The organism is uncultured Zoogloea sp. (genome assembly GCF_937894855.1).
Classification (GTDB): domain Bacteria; phylum Pseudomonadota; class Gammaproteobacteria; order Burkholderiales; family Rhodocyclaceae; genus Zoogloea; species Zoogloea oryzae.
On record NZ_CALAYQ010000138.1, the window covers coordinates 12,662 to 32,648 of the forward strand.

Genomic DNA, 19,987 nt, shown 5'->3' on the forward strand with positions numbered 1-19,987 from the left:
GTCGGAAACCGTCCGGCGTGCGCCTGCCACCACCCCGTGGCACTTCCGCTTGAGGCAACCGAGGCCGGTATCCGGGCTTGCAGTGGGGCGGGGCCGTTGAAACCGGCACCGCCGCGGCGCGTCGCCTTCCCAGGCCGAAGGGCCCAGTGGCGCAGTGACGCGTCGTGTTCCTGCTTACCGTTGCGGGGGCAGCACAGGCCTTGCGGCTTCGGCGAGAAGCGCGCGCACCTGTTTCCCGTTTAACCCCCGGGCCTGCCGGCCCGGGGGCACCTTGGTCACGTCGATCGGCCAGCAGCGGTGCCGCCGGCCAAAGGTTCCTGCTGGTTTGAAGCTGTGATGAAGCGCGGCGACTCAGCGGAAGTCGTAGCGCACCGAGCCGAACAGGGTGCGGCCTTCCGCCGGGTAGAAGTAGTAGTCGCCGGCAAAGGACGAATACAGCGCGTAGGGCGCGTACTTCTGGTTGGTGGCGTTGGCGAGGCGCAGCTGCAGGGTCACGTCACGCACCTTCCAGTCGGCGTGCAGATCGAGGATGCCGTAGCCGTCGAGCATCTCCTTGGTGTTGTCGAAGTCGCCCCCGAAGCGGCGCTTGCCCACGTGGGTCCAGGTGGCGCCGTAGCGGCCGGCGGTGGCGGCGTCGAACACCGCGCCCACCCGGTACTTGAGGTTGGGCACGAGGGTGACGGTGTTGCCGCTGTAGGGGCCATCCACGAACTTGGCGTTCTGGGTGATGAGGCCGGCGTTGAGCTCGAGCTTGCGCAGGGCGCGCCAGCGGGCTTCGAGCTCGAGGCCTTCGCGGCGGGTGCGGTCGAAGTTCTCGTTGGCGTAGGTGATGGGGTTGTAGCCGATCTCGTCGGTGAGGCTGAGACGGTAGATGGCGCCTTGCAGCAGCAGGCCGTCGGCCTTGTAGCGGGCGCCGACTTCGAGGTTGGTGCCGTGCTGGGGCCGCACGTTGCCGCCGGTGAACACCGGGGCGTAGGTGAGCGGGTCGTAGCCGAAGAGCTCGTCGGTGTTGGCAAAGCGGAACACCTGGCCCCAGCGGGTGAACAGCCGGGTGCTGCGGTCGAGATCCCACGCGAGGCCGGCCTCGAAGGCGTTGCGGGCGTGGGTGGCTTCGCCGTCGATGCCATTGGCGCGATCTTCGGCGTGCTGACGGACGATCTGCCGGCGCCCGCCCAGGGTGAGGTGCAGGTCGGAGCGCAGCGAGGTGGTGTTCTGGACGTAGAAGGCGCGGGACAGCTGGGAACCAGCTTGATCCAGCGCAACGTTGTCGACCTTGCCGTGGAACACATCCAGCCCGGCGACGGTGGTGCTGGCCAGCCCCGCCAGCCCGTGGCGCCACTGCAGGCGCGGGGTGAAGGCGGTGGTATCGCGGTTGGCGATGTAGGGCGTGGCGCCGTACACGGCGTTCTGGCGCGAGGTGTTGTAGGTGATCTCGCCTTCGAGCATCAGGGTGTCGGTGATGGCGTAGCGTACGCCCGGGCGCAGGCGGTAGCCCTCGCGCTTCTGGTGGTCGGTGAGGCTGCGGGCGCGGGATGCGTCGGCGTCGTAGTCGGCGCGCTTGATGGAGCCCGGCAGGCCGTTGGAATCGCCATAGGCGGCCACGTCGACGAAGACTTCGCGCTCGTCGCCGAGGATGTGCCCGACCCGGCCGGAGACGGCGCGCTGGTCGCCCTGGGTGTTCTTGCGCCAGCCGTTCACGTCGGCGTAGTTGGCAAACACGTTGAAGTAGGTGGCGTCGGCCGAACCGGCGGCGGACACATCGACCCGGTGATAGCCGTAGCTGCCGAGGGTGAGCCCGGCGCTGGCGCGGGGGGCACCGGATTTGTCGGTGATGATGTTGATCACGCCGCCCACGCTGCGGTCGCCGAACAGCACGCCGCCGGTGCCGCGCATCACCTCGACGCGATCGACGTTCTGCAGCGGGATGGCCGACCAGTCGATGCCGCTCATGTCCACCGGGTTGAGGCGCTGGCCGTCGAGGAGGATCAGGGTGTTGCTGCCGGCCGCTTCGCCGAAGCCGCGCAGGTCGACCACGGTGTCGATGCCCAGCGCGCCGGACATGGGGCGCACGTCGATGCCGGCGGCGAGGCCGAGCACGTCGGGCAGGCTGGCGCCGCCGCTCTTGGCGATGTCGTCGCGGCTGATGCGGGTGAGGCTGACGGGGGCTTTGGAGTCGGCGTCGTCGAAGCGGCTGGCGCTGACGACGACTTCGGGCTGCACGTCGGCAGCGAAGGCCGGCGCGGCAAGGGCGGCAGCCACGGCGAGCGCGACGGCGGAATGGCGGTTGATCATTTTTATGTGTTCTCCCTGGCCCGCTGGCGTCCCCGCCGAATCGGGCAAATCATGTGTGGAAGCACGCGAAGGGGGAGAAACTGGGAGAGGCGCCGGAAAAAACCGGCTGCGCCCGTCGCCACCACCCCGTGGCACTTCCGCTTGGTGTGTCCGAGGCCGGTATCCGGGCTTGCAGGCTAGGCCGGGTGGATTGACCACCGGCCGCGGCGCGTCGCCTTCCCAGGTTGAAAAACCCAGTGGCTCATTGACGCACCGTGCACCTGCTTACCGTTGCGGGGGCAGCACAGGCATGGCGGCTTCGAGGAAGACCGCGCACCTGTTTCCCGTTTAACTCCTGGGCCGGATGGCCCGTGGAGCACCTGGAGCACTTTGTTGCCGGCAGACCGCGCCGCCGGCAAACAGCCTGCGATAATACCACCAATTCAGACACTTCCGGATTTCCATGAGCTGCGAACTGATCCTCGGCGGCGCCCGTTCGGGCAAGAGCCGCCTCGCCGAAGCGGCCGCGGCCGACAGCGGGCTTGCCGTGCATGTCATCGTCACCGCCGAGGCGCTGGACGCCGAAATGGCCGCCCGCATCGCCCGCCACCAGGCCGACCGCCCGGCGGGCTGGACGGTGCACGAACATCCCCGCGGACTGGCCGACGCGCTGGCCGCGGTGGCCGCGCCGACGCGTTGCGTGGTCGTCGACTGCCTGACCCTGTGGCTGGCCAACCTCCTCGACGGCGCCGACGCGTTGCCGCCGGGTGTCGGTGCCGAGGCGCTGCCGGCCTTCGTGCAGGAGCGCGACGCACTGCTCGCGCTGATCCCGGCGCTGCCCGGCCGGGTGATCTTCGTCGCCAACGAGGTCGGCCTCGGGCTGGTGCCCGAATCGCCCCTGGGGCGCCTGTTCCGCGACGAGGCCGGGCGCCTCAACCAGGCCATCGCGGCCCGCTGCGAACGGGTCGTATTCGTCGCGGCGGGGCTGCCGCTGGTCCTCAAGCCCGGCCGCTGAGCGCCCCGCGCCGGCCCGCGCGTTCCGCGTCGACGCGGACTGTCACCGCGCCGAAATGAACTTTGCACCACAAAGGTGCACAAAAAGGCGAGCAATCCTATTTTTGGTGCATTTTTGTCTGGAGCAAAATTCATGAAGTACGCGTCGGCGAATCAATTCCTGCAACACGTGGCGGAACGCAACCCGGGCCAGCCAGAGTTCCTGCAGGCGGTCACCGAGGTCATCGAGAGCCTCTGGCCGTTCATCGAGCAGCACCCCCGCTACGCCGAGCACGGCCTGCTCGACCGCCTCGTCGAGCCCGAGCGGGCGATCCTGTTCCGCGTGTCGTGGATCGACGATCACGGCAACGTCCAGGTCAATCGCGGCTACCGCATCCAGCACAGCATGGCGATCGGGCCGTACAAGGGCGGCATCCGCTTCCACCCGTCGGTGAACCTGTCGGTGCTCAAGTTCCTGGCCTTCGAGCAGACCTTCAAGAACGCCCTCACCACGCTGCCGATGGGCGGCGGCAAGGGCGGCGCTGACTTCGACCCGAAGGGCCGCAGCGCCAACGAGGTAATGCGCTTCTGCCAGGCCTTCGTGACCGAGCTGTATCGCCACGTGGGTGCCGACACCGACGTACCGGCCGGCGACATCGGCGTGGGCGGCCGCGAGGTGGGCTTCATGGCGGGCATGTACAAGAAGCTCAGCAACCGCGCCGACTGCGTGTTCACCGGCAAGGGCCTGAGCTTCGGCGGTTCGCTGATCCGCCCGGAGGCCACCGGCTACGGCACGGTGTATTTCGCCAACGAGATGCTGCGTACCCGCGGCCGCAGCTTCGAGGGGCTGCGGGTCAGCGTGTCGGGCTCGGGCAACGTGGCTCAATACGCCGTCGAGAAGGCGATGGCGCTCGGCGCGCGGGTCGTCACCGTGTCGGATTCGAGCGGCACGATCATCGACGAGGAAGGCTTCACCCCCGAGAAGCTGGCGATTCTGATGGACGTGAAGAACCACCACTACGGCCGCGTGAGCGACTACGCCGCCCGCACCGGCGCCCGCTTCGAGCCGGGCGTGCGCCCGTGGCACGTGCCGGTGGACGTGGCCCTGCCCTGTGCCACCCAGAACGAGCTCGACGGCGACGACGCCGCGACCCTGATCCGCAACGGGGTGATCTGCGTGGCCGAGGGCGCCAACATGCCCTCCACCATCGATGCCATCCGCGCTTTCGAGGCGGCTGGCGTGCTGTACGCCCCGGGCAAGGCCAGCAACGCCGGCGGCGTGGCCACCTCGGGCCTCGAAATGAGCCAGAACGCGCTGCGCCTGGCCTGGTCGCGGGACGAGGTGGACGCGCGCCTGCTGGAGATCATGCGCGGCATCCACGCGGCCTGCGTGAAGTACGGCCAGCGCGCCGACGGCCGGGTGAGCTACGTGGACGGCGCCAACATCGCCGGCTTCGTGAAGGTCGCCGACGCGATGCTCGCCCAAGGCGTGATCTGACACGCCCCCGACGGGCGGGCGGCGGCAGACGGGGGACTCCCCGTTTGGCGTCCGGCCGCGCTAACATCCGCGGCTTCGTCCGCACCCGCCCGCCCCGCCATGACCTACGCCATCGCCCGCCCCGACCGGGGCATCGCCGCCGCCCTCCAGCAGCGCATCGACACCAAGACCAAGCCCCTCGGCGCCCTCGGCCGGCTCGAAGCGCTGGCCAAGCAGATCGGGCTCGTCCAGCAGACGCTGTCGCCCGAACTGCGCCAGCCGCAGATGCTGGTGTTCGCCGGCGACCACGGCGCGGCCCGGGCCGGCGTGTCAGCCTACCCGCAAGACGTGACCTGGCAGATGGTCGAGAACTTCCTAGCCGGCGGCGCGGCGATCAACGTCTTCGCCCGTCAGATGGGCCTCGGCCTGACGGTGGTCGATGCCGGCGTCGCCCACGATTTCGGCGCCCGCCCCGGCCTCATCGACGCCAAGCTCGGCGCCGGCACCGCCAACTACCTCGAGACCCCGGCGATGGATGCCGCCACCCGCGACGCCGCGCTGGCCCGCGGCCGCGCCCTGGCCGCCGAGCTGGCCGCCAACGGCTGCAACGTGCTCGGCTTTGGCGAGATGGGCATCGGCAACACCGCCGCTGCGTCGCTGCTCACCCACTGCCTCACCGACGCCGACCTCGCCACCGTGATCGGCCGCGGCACCGGCCTCGACGACGCCGGCCTCGACCGCAAGCGCGGCCTCCTCGCCCGCGCCGTCGCCCGCGGCGGCCGCCCCACCGACCCGCTCGCCGCGCTGGCCGAGTACGGCGGCTTCGAGATCGCCATGATGGCCGGCGCCATGCTCGGCGCCGCCGAGGCGAAGATGGTGCTGCTGATCGACGGCTTCATCGTCACCAGTGCGCTGCTGGTGGCCCACGCCATCGCGCCAGAGATTCTCGACTACTGCGTGTTCGCCCACCGCTCCCACGAGGCCGGCCACGTGGTGCAGCTGGCCCACCTGGGCGCCGAGCCGCTGGTGCAGCTCGACCTGCGCCTGGGCGAAGGCACCGGCGCGGCGCTGGTGTATCCGCTGGTGCAGGCGGCGGTGAACTTCCTCAACGAGATGGCCAGCTTCGAATCCGCCGGCGTGGCCGGCAAAGCCTGATCCCGCCCCGGATGCGCACCCAGCTCGAACTCTTCTTCATCGCCATCGGCTTCTTCACCCGGCTGCCGGTGCCGGGCTGGGTCGGCTTCGCCCCCGAAAAGCTCGGCCACGCGGCGCGCTACCTGCCACTGGTGGGCTGGCTGGTGGGGCTCGCCGGTGTGGCGGTGTATCTGCTGGCGGTGCAGGTGCTGCCGGTGGATATCGCGGTGGTGCTGGCGATGGCGGCCACCATCCGCATCACCGGCGCCTTCCACGAGGACGGCTGGGCCGACGCCTGCGACGGCCTCGGCGGCGGCTGGAACCGCGAGCAGGTGCTGGCGATCATGAAGGACTCGCGCATCGGCAGCTACGGCACCATCGGGCTGGTGCTGATGCTCCTCGCCAAGTACCTCGCCCTCGCCAATCTGGGCGCCGAGGAAGACTACCCGGTGATCGCCGCCCTGCTGGTGGCCCATCCCCTGTCGCGGCTGGTGGCCGTGGGGCTGATGGCCACCCTCGACTACGCCCGCCCCGACGACAGCTCGAAATCCGCTCCGGTGGCCCGCCGCCCCACCGCCGCCGAGCTCGGCATCGCCACCCTGGCCGGCGTGTTGCCGCTGCTGCTGCTCAACCCCCGCGAGGCGCTGGCGGTGCTGGCGGTGTGCGCGGTGGTCGGCATCCAGGCCCGGCGCATCTTCCTGCGCCGCCTCGGCGGCTACACCGGCGACTGCCTGGGCGCCGCCCAGCAGGTGGCCGAACTCGCGATCTACCTGGGAATCCTCGCCACGTGGAGCTTTACCTGATCCGTCACCCCCGGCCCGCCGTGGCGCCGGGGATCTGCTACGGCCAGACCGACCTGGGCCTGGCCGAATCCGCCGACTTGGTGGCCGAGCGCCTGCGCCCGCTGCTGCCGGCCGACTACGCCCTCTTCGCCAGCCCCCTGGCCCGCGCCCGCCTGCTGGCCGAGGCCCTCGGCACCCCGCGCCTCGACCCGCGCCTGAAGGAGATCCACTTCGGCGACTGGGAAGGGCGCAGCTTCGACGACATCGGCCAGGCGGCCCTCGACGCGTGGGTGGCCGAACCCCTGGATTTCGCCCCGCCCGGCGGCGAATCGCCGCGCCGGATGGCCGACCGGACGCTGGATTTTCTGGCCGGGCTGCGCGCCGAGGCACCCACCGCGGCGGTGGTCGTGGCCCACGGCGGGCCGCTCCGGGCGCTGGCCGGCGAACTGCTGGGCCTGCCACCCGAGCGCTGGCTCACCCTCGACTTTGCCTGCGGCGAAGTCACCCGGCTGGATCTCCACGACTGGGGCACCGTGCTGCGCTGGTTCAACCGCCACTCTTGCTGTGCCACGAAATAACAAATCAATCTCCCGCGCTTTCCTGTGCGCAACATGGACATTGCTGAAAGCAATTGACCAGTATCTGCGCGATGGTCCACCGTAGCGTTGAGATCGAATCGGGAACATGCCGCTGGGCGCGTCGAACAGCCGCGCGGCACGTAACCTTCGGGTACGGCAGACTGCGGGCCAAACAATGCTTTTTTGATATCCTTGTAACGCAGCCGTTCGGCGACCAGAACCCCGTAAGCAGCGATGCTCAAGGTTGCGTGATGGGGCAAGCGGCGCCAGCCCCGACCTTCGTAGTGGGCTAAGAAACCAGCGGAAGAGCAGGTTGTAATCAAACTGCTCGCAGAACTGCTGATCCGAGCGAACCGAGTAGAAGACGATCAGCAATTGTGCATTGAGCAGGCGCTCCAGCTGGATCGAAGGGCGGCCCGTCCGGGCGTAAAGGCCGTCGAGTTCCGCAGAAATGGCCGACAATGCCGACTCGGCCAGTTTCTTCACCCTACGCAACAGGTGATCAGCCGGAATCCGGGACTCGACCGAGAAACAGTGAAAGATCGAGGACTGGGGATCGACTTCGCCGCGCATCAGTGCTGCACCAGGAGTTCGAGAGTACGGCTGGGGCAGGCGGGTGACGGGATCGTTCACGGGGTTTTGCATCAACCTGCTAACTGCTGATTTTCTCCAGAACGGCAGTATCCGACCAATCTGATTTGGCGACGAAGTGATGCAGCGACTGGTGTCGTGCCCGGACCGAAAGCGGATCAATGCTCGCCGCCAGCGGCTCCACACTCTTGCGATCCAATGGCAGCATCAGGCCACGGCAATATCCCCGCAGTCCTTTACGTCGGTCTGCATGTCCGCGGGCGGAGCAAAGGAGTTCAAGGTACTTCACGAAACGCGCCTCCATCATTCGCTTTGCGTTTAATGCCATTTTCTGAAGGAGCGAATAATGAGTTCATCTTAGTGACATAGTATAATTATAGGCTGCTTTTTTCACGGCAGGGCGTACCGATTCATTCCCGATTGCATTGCGGCAGAAAGGCTACGATAATCAAATTGTATAGCTGAACAGCTTTTGGAGATCCAGCCGCGATGATCCGATTCACGCACGCACTTGGTGCGACTGCCACCGTCGTGGCAGCACTGGCAGGATGCGCCAAGCCGCCGGTCATTTCTACGCCCAAAACGGAGCCGCCCCCTACGGTAATCCGGCTTGATATCATCGCCGATGCGGCTGTCAATGCCGACCGTCACGGTCGTGCGATGCCCATCGTCGTGCGCTTCTACCTTCTACAAACCACAGCAGTCTTCGACAACGCCGACTTCTTCTCGCTGTTCGAGCGCGACAATGAGGTGCTCGGCGCAGCAAAGGTCGTGCGGGAGGAAATCACCCTTCTACCCAATCAGGCCTTCAGTACTGAACTACATCTTCAAGGCCCGAGCCAGTTTCTGGGAGTCTTCGCAGCCTACCGCGAAGTCAACAAAGTGCGCTGGCGGGCCACCGCCCCCATCCCGCAGCATACAACCACCGCCTACTCCATCCAGGTTAGCCAAAGTGGAATCGCCATCGCCCCGAAGCTCCCCAGGCAGCGCAGCGTCGGGCAGTAAGCAATAATTCAACCATTACTCTCGCCCCACAAGAGGCCGTCATGTCCTGGTACAGCAAAGTCGTGTGGTCCGAGGGCCTCTTTCTGCGGCCCCAGCATTTCCAGCAGCAGGACCGCCACATGGAGTGGTACGTCGAAACTCGAACGCAGGCGCTGGGAGGCCTTTTCTGGGGCTTCGCCCAACTTGAGCTCGACAGCGCGGCGCTCGCCACCGGCAAGATCGCGCTGGCAGCAGCCCGCGGCGTGCTACCCGACGGCACACCCTTCGATTTCCCCGCAGCCCACCCCGCGCCGCTGGCCCTCGACATCCCACCCAACGCCAAGAATGCCATCGTCTATCTGGCCCTGCCGCTGCGCCGTGCGCAGAGCGCCGAAGCCGCCCGTGTCGGGGAACCGTCGGCGCACCTCGCACGTCACGCCCCGGTCGAGGAACAGATCGTCGATTCCGTCGCCGGCGACGGCACCACCGAACCCATCGAAATCGGCCAGCCGCAGCTGCGCCTCGTTCTTGCCGACCAAATTTCCGACGCCTTTGTACGCATCGGCGTGGTGCGCGTCATCGAACGCCGTCCGGACAACAACCTGCTGATCGACAAGGGGTATATCCCACCGGTGCTCGCCAGCCAGGCCTCTCCGGTACTGTCCGGTTTTCTGCGGGAGATTCACGGCCTCCTCGGCCAGCGGGGTGACGCCCTAGCCGGACGCCTCGCCCAGCCTGGCGCGGGCGGCGTGGCCGAGATCGCCGACTTCATATTCCTGCTAACAGTTAACCGGCACCAACCGGTGTTCGAGCATTTCTCCCAGCTGGGACAGCTCCACCCTGAACGCCTGTTCGTCCGCCTCCTCGAACTCTCCGCCGAACTCGCTACGCTCGTCAATACCGAACGCCGCCCCAGCGCTCGCCCAACCTACGACCACGATGCCCTCGAAGCCAGCTTCACGCCGCTGATCCGCGACATCCGTCGCGCCCTCGCCACAGTGCTGGAACAGAACGCCATCCAGATTGAGCTGCAGGATCACAAGCAGGGCCGCTTCGTTGGCTTGGTCACGGACCGCAACCTGTTGCGTCATGCCGGTTTCGTGCTGGCGGTCAATGCCCAGGTGCCCAGCGAAACCCTCCGCGCGCGCTTTCCCGCCCAGGCCAAGCTAGGCCCGGTCGAAAAGATCCGCGAACTGGTCAATTTGCAGTTACCCGGCATCGCGCTGCAGGCACTGCCCGTCGCCCCGCGGCAGATTCCGTTCCACGCTGGTTTCAGTTACTTTCAACTCGACAATGCTGGCGATCTCTGGAAACAGCTCGACAACTCCGGGGGTCTTGGCATCTATGTGACCGGCGACTTTCCTGCCCTCGAACTCTCGCTATGGGCCATCCGGGCCTGAGCACAGACCAACGCATCGCCACCTGAGACTGGAACCATGGCGCACGACGACCCCTTTGCCCAGCCTCCTTCCGACAAGACGCTGATCATCCCATCCCCCGGCGCCCGTAGCGCGCGGTCGGCGGCGGCATCCGGGCCGGCACCCGCCATGCGCTTCGAGCGGGTCGACCTCGCTGCCCTCGACTGGGACACCGGACTCAACCCACTGATCGCCGCAGCCAACCCGCTGCTGGGCCTGGTGCCCCAATTCCGCCAGGCCCAGCACCCCGACCCCACCGGCCTGCGCGACACCTTGGCCCGCGCCATCGGCATCTTCGAGACCAAGGCCCGCGACCACGGCGTTGCCCATGAACAGCTGATCGCCGCGCGCTACGCGCTGTGCACCTTCCTTGACGAAACCGCCGCCAACACTCCGTGGGGCGACAAGGTGTGGGCCCAGCGCAGCCTGCTGGTGCAGTTCCACAACGAAGCCTGGGGCGGCGAGAAATTCTTCCAGTTGCTCGGCAAGCTCGCCGAGAACCCCGCCCAGCACCGCAATCTCCTCGAACTCTTATACCTGATCCTGTCCCTCGGGTTCGAGGGGCGCTTCCGCGTGCAGCAAAACGGCCGCGCCCAGCTCGCCTCAGTACGCGAGAGGCTGGCACAGATGCTCTCCAAGGAGCGCGGCGACGTCATCCACGAACTCTCGCCGGCCTGGCAGACCACGGCCCGCCCCGCCCGCCCGCTGCGCGAATCCGTGCCACTCTGGGCGGCAGCTGCACTGACGGCGCTGGTACTGGCGATCGGCTACCTGCTCGCCTCCTTCGCCCTCAACCAACACTCCGACCCCACCTTCTCGTCCATCCTCTCCCTCAAGGCAGGCACGCCAATGCCCCCCGCCGTGCCTGCGTCCCCTACCCCGGCGCCCGCCCGGCTGGCCCACTTTCTGGCCCCCGAAGTCCAAGCCGGCCGCGTCGTTGTGCGTGATCTGATCGACCGTAGCATCGTCACCGCTCGCGGTGATGGCCTCTTCGAGGCAGGCAGCGCCACCCTCTCGCCATCCTTCGCCGAACTCCTCGAACGGATCGGTGAAGCGGTGGCTAAGGTCGAGGGCACTGTGCTTGTCCGTGGCCACACCGACAATCGTCCGATCCGCTCAGCCCGCTTCCCATCCAACTGGCACCTGTCCCAGGCTCGCGCAGACGCGGTCGCCGAAGCGCTCGCGGCACGTCTGGGAAACCGCACGAAAGTTAAGACTGAAGGCAGTGCCGACAGCGAACCCGTCGCCACCAACGAAACACCCGAAGGACGCGCGCAGAACCGCCGCGTCGAAGTCATTGTATTCCCGGCCACCCGCGGCAACTGAACCAGGGTCGAATGATGAAAAAGCTCTTCGCTGCGCTGCTCCATCCCATGCTGCTTGGCTTAGCCGGACTGATCGCGCTGGCGCTGATGATCTGGTACCTCAGCCCGTTAGTGGCCATCGCCGGTCGGGTACCCTTCGAATCGGAACGCGTGCGCTGGATCACCATCGGCCTGATCATGCTCGTCGCCGTGGCGCGCTTTGTCTTCATCCGCCTGAAGGCCCACGCCAGCAACGCCAAGCTGCTTGACGGCCTGCTCGGCAAAGGCACCGAAACTCCGGTCGAATCCACCGAACTTGCGACCCTCCGCAAGCGTTTCGAAGAGGCTACAGCCATCCTGCGCCACAGTCGTTCGGCCGCCTCAGGGAGCGGGCTGGCGCGCCTCGCCGCGCTAGGCTCTGCACGATATCTCTACCAGTTGCCATGGTATGTCTTTATCGGCGCGCCTGGCTCGGGCAAGACCACCGCACTGATCAACTCTGGCCTACGCTTCCCGCTCGCCGAGAAACTTGGCACACATCAGATCAAGGGTATCGGCGGCACCCGTAACTGCGACTGGTGGTTTGCCGACGAGGCTGTACTGATCGATACCGCAGGCCGCTACACCACCCAGGATTCCGATGCCACCGCCGACCGCGACGCGTGGCAGGGCTTCCTCGGCCTGCTGCGCAAGCACCGGCCACGCCAGCCACTCAACGGTGTGCTGCTCACGATCAGCCTCGGAGATCTACTCGCCCAGAACGAAAACGAGGCAGCCCACCATGCTGCAGCCCTGCGCGCCCGCATCCAGGAACTCTATTCACAACTTGGCGCCCGCCTGCCGATCTACGTACTGGTCACCAAGGCTGACCTCGTTGCTGGCTTTAACGAATTTTTCGCCAACCTCGGTAAGGAGGGGCGTGATCAAGTGTGGGGCGTCACCTTCCCAACCGACGAATCCGTCACCACCGACCCGCTGCAGCACTTGGCGACTCAGTTTGACGCCCTCCACGAACGCATCAGCGGTCAACTGATCGAACGCCTCCAGCAAGAGCCCGATCTTAGCCACCGCAGCCTGATCGCGGCCTTCGATCAGCAGTTCGCCCTTGTTAGTCGCCTGCTCGACGCCTTTCTGCAGTGCGTCTTCTCCACCTCGGACTACGACCATCCGTTGATGGTACGGGGCGTGTACTTCACAAGTGGCACTCAGGAGGGCAACCCGATTGACCGTGTGATGACCAGCCTCGGCGGGGCCTTTGGGCTTGAGCGGCGAGTTCTTCCACCTGCGGCCGGTAGCGGCAAGAGCTTCTTCCTGACCCGCCTGCTGAAGGAAGTCGTGTTCGCCGAGCAGCGCCTCGGTGGCACCAATCTCAAATGGGAACGCCGCCGCGGCCTGATTCACGTCGGAGCACTCGTCGCAATGGGCCTGCTGGCCGTTGGCTTGGTCATCGGCTGGAGCTTCAGCTACCTGCGCAACAGCAGCTACATAGACGAGGTGGATGCCGCCGTCGCTGCCGCTAAGCCCTTGGTTTCGCGCGTAGGGACCTCCGCGGACGACGACATCCCCGGCGTGCTGGCCGTCCTTGACGCGGTGCGCGACATTTCGGGTACAGCCGCCCGCCCCCGCGAAGAGAAACCCGCCGGTATGGGCCTCGGCCTCTTCCAGGGCGACAAACTCGACGCGGCAGCCGAGCATTCGTACCTTGGTCTGCTACGCGATGTGCTGCTCCCACGTCTGTCACACCGCATTGAAGCCCAGCTGCGCGGCCTTGATGGCACCAACCTTGAATTTGCCTACGAAACCTTAAAGGTTTATCTGATGCTTAACGATCCAGCGCATTTCGACGCTGAGGCGCTGAAAGCATGGATCAGCATCGACTGGGACCGCAACCTGCCCCGCGGCGTCACCGCCGACCAGCGCGCCGCGCTGGGTCAGCACCTCAATGCGCTTTTCGCCGACGGACCTGTGGCCTCGCCGGTAGTGCAGGACTCTGCCCTCGTCGCCCGTGCCCGTGAGATGCTGCTGCGCTACTCACTGCCCGACCGCATTTACAGCCGGCTCAAACGCCAGGGCGTGGGCGCAGACTTTCCTGACTTCACCATTGAGCACGCTGCGGGACCCAGTTCGACGCTGGTATTCATGCGTAAGAGCGGCGCCCCGCTGACCCGCGGCATTGCCGGGCTGTACACCTATGACGGCTACCACAAGGGCTTCACCAAGGCCGTCGATAGGGTCACCGCCAAGCTCACCGAAGAGGAATCCTGGGTGCTCGGCACTCGCCGCAATCCCGCTGCCGGCCGCGACGCTGCAAACATTGCACGCGAGGTGCGCCGACTCTATCTCAGCGACTACGCCCGCCAGTGGGAAGCCCTTGTCACTGACATCTCGGTTGTCCGCTCGCCGGGTCTCACCCAGAGCATCCAGGTGGCGCGCGTGCTGTCCGGTGCCGATTCGCCACTGCCCAAGCTGATGCGCGCCATCGCCCACGAGACCACGCTGACGCCGCCCGAAGTCGAGAAATCGACCGTCGACAAGGCCAGCGAAAAGCTCGCCAGTGCCAAGCAGGAGCTCGGCAAAATGCTGGGCGTGGACTCCAGCGGAGCTGGAAATGTCGCGCTGACCACCTCGCCGGAACGTCTAGAAAGTGTGGTGGATGACCGCTTTGTACAGATCCGCCAGCTCGTCACCGGCGACGGCAAGAGCGCCCCGATCGACAGCGTCACCCAACTGCTCAATGAAGTTTATGTGCAGTTGTCGGCCACGGAAACTGCGATCAAGGACAAGGTTGCGCCACCACCGGGCGACTCCGCCGCCAAGGTGAAGGCCGAAAGTGCCCGGATGCCCGAGCCGATCCGCGGCATGCTGCAGCAGCTGTCAAGCGCTGGCACGAGCCAGTCCCTCGCTGCAACCCGCGAGAACCTGTCGTCGGCGGTCGGCGCCCAGGTTGGTCAGTTCTGCCATATGGCCACCGACGGGCGCTACCCCTTCGCCCGCGGCAGCGCCCGCGACGTAACCCGTGAGGACTTCGCCCGCCTGTTCGCCCCTGGCGGGCTGATGGACGACTTCTTCCAGAAGAACCTCGCACCCTTCGTCGACACCTCGACGCGTCCTTGGAGCTTCAAGAAAGTGCAGGAGCAATCCCTCGGCGGGCCAGGCAACCTTGCCCAGTTCCAGCGTGCCGCCACCATCCGCGACGTGTTTTTCCGCGGCAGCGGCTCGGTGCGGCTCGACTTCAAACCTATCGACATGGACCCGACGATCACTCAGTTCACACTCGACGTGGACGGTCAGCTCGTCAAATACGCCCATGGCCCGCAGCTGCCTCAGTCGGTCCAATGGCCGGGAAGCAAGGGCGGCATTTCGGCGCGCATTCAGATCACCCCGCCGGCCCCCAGCGGCGCCTCGGGCTTGACTACCGAAGGCGCCTGGGCCCTGTTCCGGTTGTTCGACAAGGCGCGGGTCGAGGGTATGGGTGCGCCTGAAAAGTTCAAGGTCACCTTCGATGTGGAAGGCCGCCAGGCCAGCTTTGAGGTCACCGCTAGTAGCGTCCAAAATCCCTTCCGGCTGCGTGAGCTCGTAGAGTTCCGCTGCCCAAGCGGACTGTGACCATGAGCTCCGCTGGTTGGTACGGCAAGCTCCCGGTTCTTGGCGACTTTGCCCAGCGGCGCCTTCCGAACGAATTCGTGGCACCGTGGGATGCTTGGCTGCAGCATGGTATGGCTGCTAGCCAGACCGTGCTCGGCAGCGCTTGGCTCGACACCTACCTCACTGCTCACGTATGGCACTTTGTACTGATGCCCGGTGTGCTAGGCCAGCAAGGCTGGGCCGGCGCATGGACGCCATCGGTGGATAAGGTTGGTCGCTATTTCCCCTTTACACTGGCGGCCCCCCTGTCCTCAGGTCAGGCTCTCGGCTCCTCCGCGTCGGCCCTCGGCGCGTGGCTAAAACGGCTCGAAGACGCCGCCCGCCTCGCGCTGCAACTCGAGCACGACATCGAACCACTCGAAGCCGCCCTCAGCAGCCTAGGCCCGCCACCCGCTCGCCACCCTCCAACCAATACCCTCGCATCGGTTGGTGCCCGTCTGGCTCGGCGAGAAGCGTTAATTGACCTCTCCGGCCTGACCGGCGACTGCCTCGATGTCCTCGCTACCGGCAGTCTGCAGTACGCGCTCGACGGCTATTCAACTTGGTGGTGTTACAGCATCGACGGCAACTACGGCGGCTTTGCCCACAGGGGCTTGCCGGACGCCGGATTTCTATTGAAGATGCTTTCCTATTCCCCTGGTAGCTGACGCGCCACATATTCAGGGTTTTCACGTGTCCGATCCTAACGATGAAAAGACGATAGTGCTGGGCGGAGTTGCTACAGTGCCCTCCACCCCGCCCCGTTCGCGCCCCAATTCGGCCAACGCCTTACCGCTGGGCACCCGGCTTTACGAATTTGAAATCGTCGGGCTAGTCGGTGAAGGTGGCTTCGGCATCGTTTATCTCGCCGACGACCACTCCCTGCAGCGTCGCGTGGCGATCAAGGAGTACATGCCCTCGTCGCTAGCCGCCCGCGGTGAAGATTCATCAGTGATCGTCCGCTCCGAGCGCCACTCCGACACCTTCGAGATCGGCCGCCGCAGCTTCGTCAATGAAGCCCGCCTGCTCGCCCAGTTCGACCATCCCGCGTTGCTAAAGGTATATCGCTTCTGGGAGGCCAACGGCACCGCGTACATGGCGATGCCCTACTACGCCGGCAAGACCCTGCGTGACGTGCTGCGCGAACGCGGGGGGCGTCCGCCCGACGAAGTCTGGCTCAAGAAGATCCTTGGTCCGGTGATGGATGCGCTTGAGCTGATGCACGCCGAGAACTGCTATCACCGCGACGTGGCGCCCGACAACATCATGCTGCTGCGCGATGAACGACCGGTCCTACTCGATTTTGGTGCAGCCCGCAGGGTGATCAGCGACATGACCCAGGCGCTCACCGTCATCCTCAAGCCCGGCTACGCCCCGATTGAGCAGTACGTCGAAATGCCCGGCGTTAAGCAGGGCCCATGGACCGACATCTACGCGCTCGCGGCTGTCATCTATTTCGTTATCACTGGTCGCACCCCGCCCGCCGCCGTCGATCGCATGCTGCAGGACTGCTACGAGCCCCTCGCTACGCTGGCCGCTGGCCGATATTCCGATCAGTTCCTCACCGGCATTGACCACTGCCTGCACGTCAAGGGCGAGGACCGCCCGCAGTCGATCGCCGAGATGCGCGCGGTACTGGGCATGACAGGCTATGTGCCGACATCGGCTATCGCATCGACCCATGATCCAGCCCGACCCCAGCCCGACGCCGGGCAACGGCTCGACACGCTGATTCCCTCCGAGATTCCGGCCACCAGTCACTTGTCGCGGCTTGCCCCCGAACCCGCCCCGGCGCCTCCGCACGCAGCCCCGCCGACTGGGAAGAAGGGCCACAGCACCCCGCGCTACGCCGCCGCGATCGCCACCTTCGGTGTGCTGGCTGCGAGCGTTTTCATGTTCACCCGCAGCCCCGCGCCACCGCCGGAAAGGCCCGCTGAACAATCCTCAGCCCCGCTGGCGCCCGTTGCCACCAGCCCTGCGTCAGCGGTCACGCCCGCCCCGGTTGTCGCCCGGCCGGTCACGCTGGACGAAGCCTTCAGCGCCACCGTGGCCGCATCCGACGCCCGCTTCGGGCTGAAAGTCGACAAGATCCACACCCCGCTCACCATCGGCAAGGACGCGCTCAGTTTCGTGCTGAACAGCCAACGTAACGGGCTGCTCTACGTGCTGCTGTGGGACAAGGCCACTGCGCAGTTAAGCCAGATATTCCCCAACGAACTCGATCGCGCCAACCGGATCAGCGCTGGCAAGCCAATGCCGTTTCCGCGGCCCGATTGGGCCTACGAGGCGGACCAACCGAAAGGCAACTGGGAGGTGATCGCCATCGTTGCCGATTCACCGCGGGATTTCTCGGTGTTGCGTTTTGATGCCAGAAGCAATGGCGCGACGCAGCACGTCGTCGAAGCCGCGCTCTCCGAATCCGGCCAGGGCCCCGTCGGGTTGGGTGGCGAGGCGCACTGCGCCGATGGAAAGGCTTGCTCACCGGCCTTTGCCGCGCTGCGCTTTGCGGTCGAAGAAGTTTCGGCGGCCGACCGTTAGAACAAGGCCGTCACCAAGGCGCCAGCCCAACAGGACGCCCCTGCCCCCCTCGGGGTTCAAGCGGCAACGAACCAACAGAAAAGTACTATCTGAAGCGCTTGAACAAACCCTCGACGGCAAGCTGCAAGACGCAAAATGAACCTTTGCGGAAGCGCTATCGGCGGGTCATCCACATTACCGCCAAGCACGCAGAACGGTGTTCAGCATTCAATGTATCACCTCAGTCTGGCTCCCCTTCAAGGCGGCGCTTGGATGGGATGATGACTGTCGTTTCGTCAGCATCTGGCTCTTCGATCATGCTGACGCACACTGCAGTGAAGTTGTCGTTCGACTCCGATGCCCGGCTGCGGATTAGTTCGCTCATGCTCTCCAGCCAGGCCTGGGGCGTCGGTGTCGAGTTGAGCAGGCGCTCCATATCGTCCTCTTCGACGTATTCCCACCAGCCATCGGTGCACATCAGGAAGACATCTCCCGGATGCAGCGCAAGCGGCTCGGCCGACACCGACAGCGCGATGGACTCCGCCGAGCCAATCGCCGAGGTGAGCAGGCTGCGCTGGGGGTGGGTTCGGAGCATGTCGACGCTGCCATAGCCGGCGTCGATCATGTTCTGGACGAGGCTGTGGTCGCGCGTCTGGTAAGCCACCCGGCCGTGCCGGAACAGGTAGATGCGGGTATCACCCACATGGCCCCACACCGCCACGCGGTCGTGCGGGTCAATCAGCAGCAGTACAGCGGTGGCGTGCATGTCGTCGGCGGTGCCACCGGTGGTCTTTTCTTCCACCACAGCATCGTTGGCCCGCTGCAGCAGACTCGAGGCGGTGTTCGGCCCGACCTGCGGGTGGGCCGAGAAGCTGCGCAGCATGCTGCTGACCACCAGCCGGGCGGCCACGTCGCCGCTACCGTGGCCGCCCGCCCCGTCGGACACCACCCAGCAGCAGCCGGTCTCCGACGTCCAGTACCCGCAGGCGTCCTCGTTGCGGCTACGGCCGCCCACCTCGGACAGGAAACACGTCTGCATCTCCAGCATGACAACCTCGCGCTGCTTGTTCGGACTGTATCAATCGCCTATCGGCCCGGCTCACGCTCCGCTTGAAGCCGGTCCACCTGCTCTTCGTAGGCGCGCAGGAACTCGCGGCCGAAGAGGGCGTGGAAGTCATCCTCCGCCTCCCGCGAGATCTCGCCGTACATCTGCTCGAACAGATCCCACAGCCTGGCCTTGCGGCTACCGGGCAGAATGTTGTCGAGCACGCCGCGCGACGCCACCCGCTCTTCTAGAGTGCCCGGCTCGAAACGCTTCAGTACGCCGGCCAGCGCCGCACGCATCCCCGCCATAAAGCCAAACTGGTGCGCCCGCAGATCGTCGTACGCATCGCGCATCGCCTCCTCGGGCGGCATGAAACCACGACCCTGGGGCGCCAAGAGTTGCGACAGCGCAAAACCTACATCGGGCGAGAATTTGAGCGGGTTGTTGTCCTTGGGGGCGACTATCGTCACCGTGGCGCGAACCTCGCGTTTGGTCAGCGCACGAGCGGTGAGGAGATCAAGTGTGCCCTGGGTCGACGCACGCAGCACCATGCCGATCTGCTCCAGCAGCTCGGGGGTAAGCCCGGCCGGCAGGCGCAAAGGCACGCCGAGGCCATGCAGGAAAGCATCGAGCAAGGCGTCGCCGGTGGCCGGAACGGCAGCAGGCTGTTCGGCGCCGGGCGCGACGCTCGCGGCTATCGGTGCTGGCGCTGGAACAGGCGCCGACATAATGACGGTGGGAGGATGCTCCGGCGCAAGCCGGTCGACACCGATCTCGACCTGCGGTGGCAATGCGGCATCACGGGGCGCGCTGCGCGGAGCCGCCACCGGCTTGGCCGAAGTGTCATCCCACGAAAAAACCATGCCCGCCACCGGCGCAGGCGGCGCGGGAGCCTCGGCGCGCGGCGGTGTGAAAGCCTGGTTGAGCAGCGGCGCGTCGTCTCGCTGGGGATTGGCCACAACCGGTGCCGGGCCCGGGCCGCCAAACAGCGCCAGCGGATCGACCGTCGCTGACGCTGCGCCAGACGGTGTCACCGGCGCATCACCGAGCGGCGTGCCGGCGAACGGATCGCGGGCCGCGTCGCCCAGTCCGAACAACGCATCGACCGACTGCTCGCCGCGCACCTCGCCCAGGCCAAGCAGATCAGCCCGCGGTGCGGTGGGCGGCGGAGGTGGCACTGCGAAGGGATCAGGCAAGTGCACAGGCTCTGCGGCGCGGCCGACCGACGGCGCCGAGGCCGCGAAAACCGCGAACGGATCGTCGCTCACG

Annotated in this window: 14 protein-coding genes, 2 pseudogenes and 2 riboswitches; of the genes and pseudogenes, 11 read left to right on the forward strand and 5 right to left on the reverse strand. The window is 66.2% G+C overall.

Going from position 1 to position 19,987, the window contains the following annotated elements; all coding sequences use genetic code 11:
* Positions 1-44: 44 nt before the first annotated feature.
* A riboswitch (cobalamin riboswitch) is annotated at positions 45-289 on the reverse strand.
* 62 nt (positions 290-351) lie between these two features.
* Complete coding sequence (locus Q0672_RS15600; RefSeq protein WP_298623643.1) at positions 352-2,292, reverse strand: TonB-dependent receptor; 1,941 nt, start codon at positions 2,290-2,292, stop codon at positions 352-354.
* A gap of 136 nt (positions 2,293-2,428) precedes the next feature.
* Positions 2,429-2,670, reverse strand: a riboswitch (cobalamin riboswitch).
* Positions 2,671-2,734: 64 nt separating this feature from the next.
* On the opposite strand from Q0672_RS15600, the gene cobU reads away from it, so the two are divergent.
* From cobU to cobC, 5 genes are all read left to right on the forward strand, one after another.
* Entirely contained in the window at positions 2,735-3,286 is a 552-nt protein-coding gene (cobU, locus tag Q0672_RS15605; protein ID WP_298623647.1) for a bifunctional adenosylcobinamide kinase/adenosylcobinamide-phosphate guanylyltransferase, read from the forward strand.
* A 132-nt stretch (positions 3,287-3,418) separates the two neighbouring features.
* Positions 3,419-4,762, forward strand: coding sequence for an NADP-specific glutamate dehydrogenase (gdhA, locus tag Q0672_RS15610; RefSeq protein ID WP_298623650.1), 1,344 nt, complete (start codon positions 3,419-3,421; stop codon positions 4,760-4,762).
* A gap of 99 nt (positions 4,763-4,861) precedes the next feature.
* On the forward strand, positions 4,862-5,896 hold the full coding sequence (gene cobT, locus Q0672_RS15615) for a nicotinate-nucleotide--dimethylbenzimidazole phosphoribosyltransferase (RefSeq protein WP_298623652.1): 1,035 nt from the start codon (positions 4,862-4,864) through the stop codon (positions 5,894-5,896).
* A gap of 11 nt (positions 5,897-5,907) precedes the next feature.
* The gene (locus tag Q0672_RS15620; RefSeq protein WP_298623654.1) at positions 5,908-6,678 is read left to right on the forward strand and encodes an adenosylcobinamide-GDP ribazoletransferase; all 771 of its coding nucleotides are present in this window, start codon (positions 5,908-5,910) and stop codon (positions 6,676-6,678) included.
* The gene (cobC, locus tag Q0672_RS15625; RefSeq protein ID WP_298623655.1) at positions 6,663-7,235 is read left to right on the forward strand and encodes an alpha-ribazole phosphatase family protein; all 573 of its coding nucleotides are present in this window, start codon (positions 6,663-6,665) and stop codon (positions 7,233-7,235) included. Before Q0672_RS15620 ends, cobC begins: the two co-directional genes overlap by 16 nt.
* A 291-nt stretch (positions 7,236-7,526) precedes the next feature.
* On the opposite strand, the pseudogene Q0672_RS15630 reads toward cobC, so the two are convergent.
* Positions 7,527-7,808: pseudogene (locus tag Q0672_RS15630) on the reverse strand (transposase); the annotation flags it as partial.
* An 88-nt stretch (positions 7,809-7,896) separates the two neighbouring features.
* A pseudogene (locus Q0672_RS15635) lies at positions 7,897-8,130 on the reverse strand (transposase); the annotation flags it as partial.
* 185 nt (positions 8,131-8,315) lie between these two features.
* Here Q0672_RS15635 and tssJ point away from each other — a divergent pair.
* From tssJ to Q0672_RS15665, 6 genes are all read left to right on the forward strand, one after another.
* On the forward strand, positions 8,316-8,831 hold the full coding sequence (gene tssJ / locus Q0672_RS15640; RefSeq protein ID WP_153163295.1) for a type VI secretion system lipoprotein TssJ: 516 nt from the start codon (positions 8,316-8,318) through the stop codon (positions 8,829-8,831).
* Between the two features lie 41 nt (positions 8,832-8,872).
* Positions 8,873-10,210: a type VI secretion system baseplate subunit TssK gene (gene tssK, locus Q0672_RS15645; protein WP_153163296.1), complete on the forward strand. Its 1,338-nt coding sequence runs from the start codon at positions 8,873-8,875 to the stop codon at positions 10,208-10,210.
* A 36-nt stretch (positions 10,211-10,246) separates the two neighbouring features.
* Positions 10,247-11,554 carry a DotU family type VI secretion system protein gene (locus tag Q0672_RS15650; RefSeq protein WP_298623660.1) on the forward strand — a complete coding sequence of 436 codons (1,308 nt, stop codon included), beginning with the start codon at positions 10,247-10,249 and terminating at the stop codon, positions 11,552-11,554.
* 11 nt (positions 11,555-11,565) lie between these two features.
* Positions 11,566-15,138: a type VI secretion system membrane subunit TssM gene (gene tssM / locus Q0672_RS15655; RefSeq protein WP_298623662.1), complete on the forward strand. Its 3,573-nt coding sequence runs from the start codon at positions 11,566-11,568 to the stop codon at positions 15,136-15,138.
* Positions 15,139-15,140: 2 nt separating this feature from the next.
* A complete protein-coding gene (gene tagF, locus Q0672_RS15660) occupies positions 15,141-15,824 on the forward strand; it encodes a type VI secretion system-associated protein TagF (RefSeq protein WP_298623664.1) in 684 nt (227 codons plus the stop codon).
* Positions 15,825-15,900: 76 nt separating this feature from the next.
* The gene (locus tag Q0672_RS15665; protein WP_298623666.1) at positions 15,901-17,694 is read left to right on the forward strand and encodes a serine/threonine-protein kinase; all 1,794 of its coding nucleotides are present in this window, start codon (positions 15,901-15,903) and stop codon (positions 17,692-17,694) included.
* A 220-nt stretch (positions 17,695-17,914) separates the two neighbouring features.
* Here the strand turns inward: Q0672_RS15665 and Q0672_RS15670 are convergent, their stop codons facing one another.
* Entirely contained in the window at positions 17,915-18,721 is an 807-nt protein-coding gene (locus Q0672_RS15670) for a PP2C family serine/threonine-protein phosphatase (RefSeq protein ID WP_153163301.1), read from the reverse strand.
* Positions 18,722-18,759: 38 nt separating this feature from the next.
* A partial coding sequence (gene tagH, locus Q0672_RS15675; protein WP_298623668.1) for a type VI secretion system-associated FHA domain protein TagH occupies positions 18,760-19,987 on the reverse strand: 1,228 nt, incomplete at its 5' end.

Excerpts from the sequence above, each read along its gene's own strand:
- cobU (WP_298623647.1), top strand. The coding sequence starts at position 2,735 with ATGAGCTGCGAACTGATCCTCGGCGGCGCCCGTTCGGGCAAGAGCCGC.
- cobT (WP_298623652.1), top strand. The coding sequence starts at position 4,862 with ATGACCTACGCCATCGCCCGCCCCGACCGGGGCATCGCCGCCGCCCTC.
- gdhA (WP_298623650.1), top strand. The coding sequence starts at position 3,419 with ATGAAGTACGCGTCGGCGAATCAATTCCTGCAACACGTGGCGGAACGC.
- Q0672_RS15650 (WP_298623660.1), top strand. The coding sequence starts at position 10,247 with ATGGCGCACGACGACCCCTTTGCCCAGCCTCCTTCCGACAAGACGCTG.
- tssM (WP_298623662.1), top strand. The coding sequence starts at position 11,566 with ATGATGAAAAAGCTCTTCGCTGCGCTGCTCCATCCCATGCTGCTTGGC.
- Q0672_RS15620 (WP_298623654.1), top strand. The coding sequence starts at position 5,908 with ATGCGCACCCAGCTCGAACTCTTCTTCATCGCCATCGGCTTCTTCACC.
- tssJ (WP_153163295.1), top strand. The coding sequence starts at position 8,316 with ATGATCCGATTCACGCACGCACTTGGTGCGACTGCCACCGTCGTGGCA.
- tagF (WP_298623664.1), top strand. The coding sequence starts at position 15,141 with ATGAGCTCCGCTGGTTGGTACGGCAAGCTCCCGGTTCTTGGCGACTTT.
- tssK (WP_153163296.1), top strand. The coding sequence starts at position 8,873 with ATGTCCTGGTACAGCAAAGTCGTGTGGTCCGAGGGCCTCTTTCTGCGG.
- Q0672_RS15600 (WP_298623643.1), bottom strand. The coding sequence starts at position 2,292 with ATGATCAACCGCCATTCCGCCGTCGCGCTCGCCGTGGCTGCCGCCCTT.
- Q0672_RS15670 (WP_153163301.1), bottom strand. The coding sequence starts at position 18,721 with ATGCTGGAGATGCAGACGTGTTTCCTGTCCGAGGTGGGCGGCCGTAGC.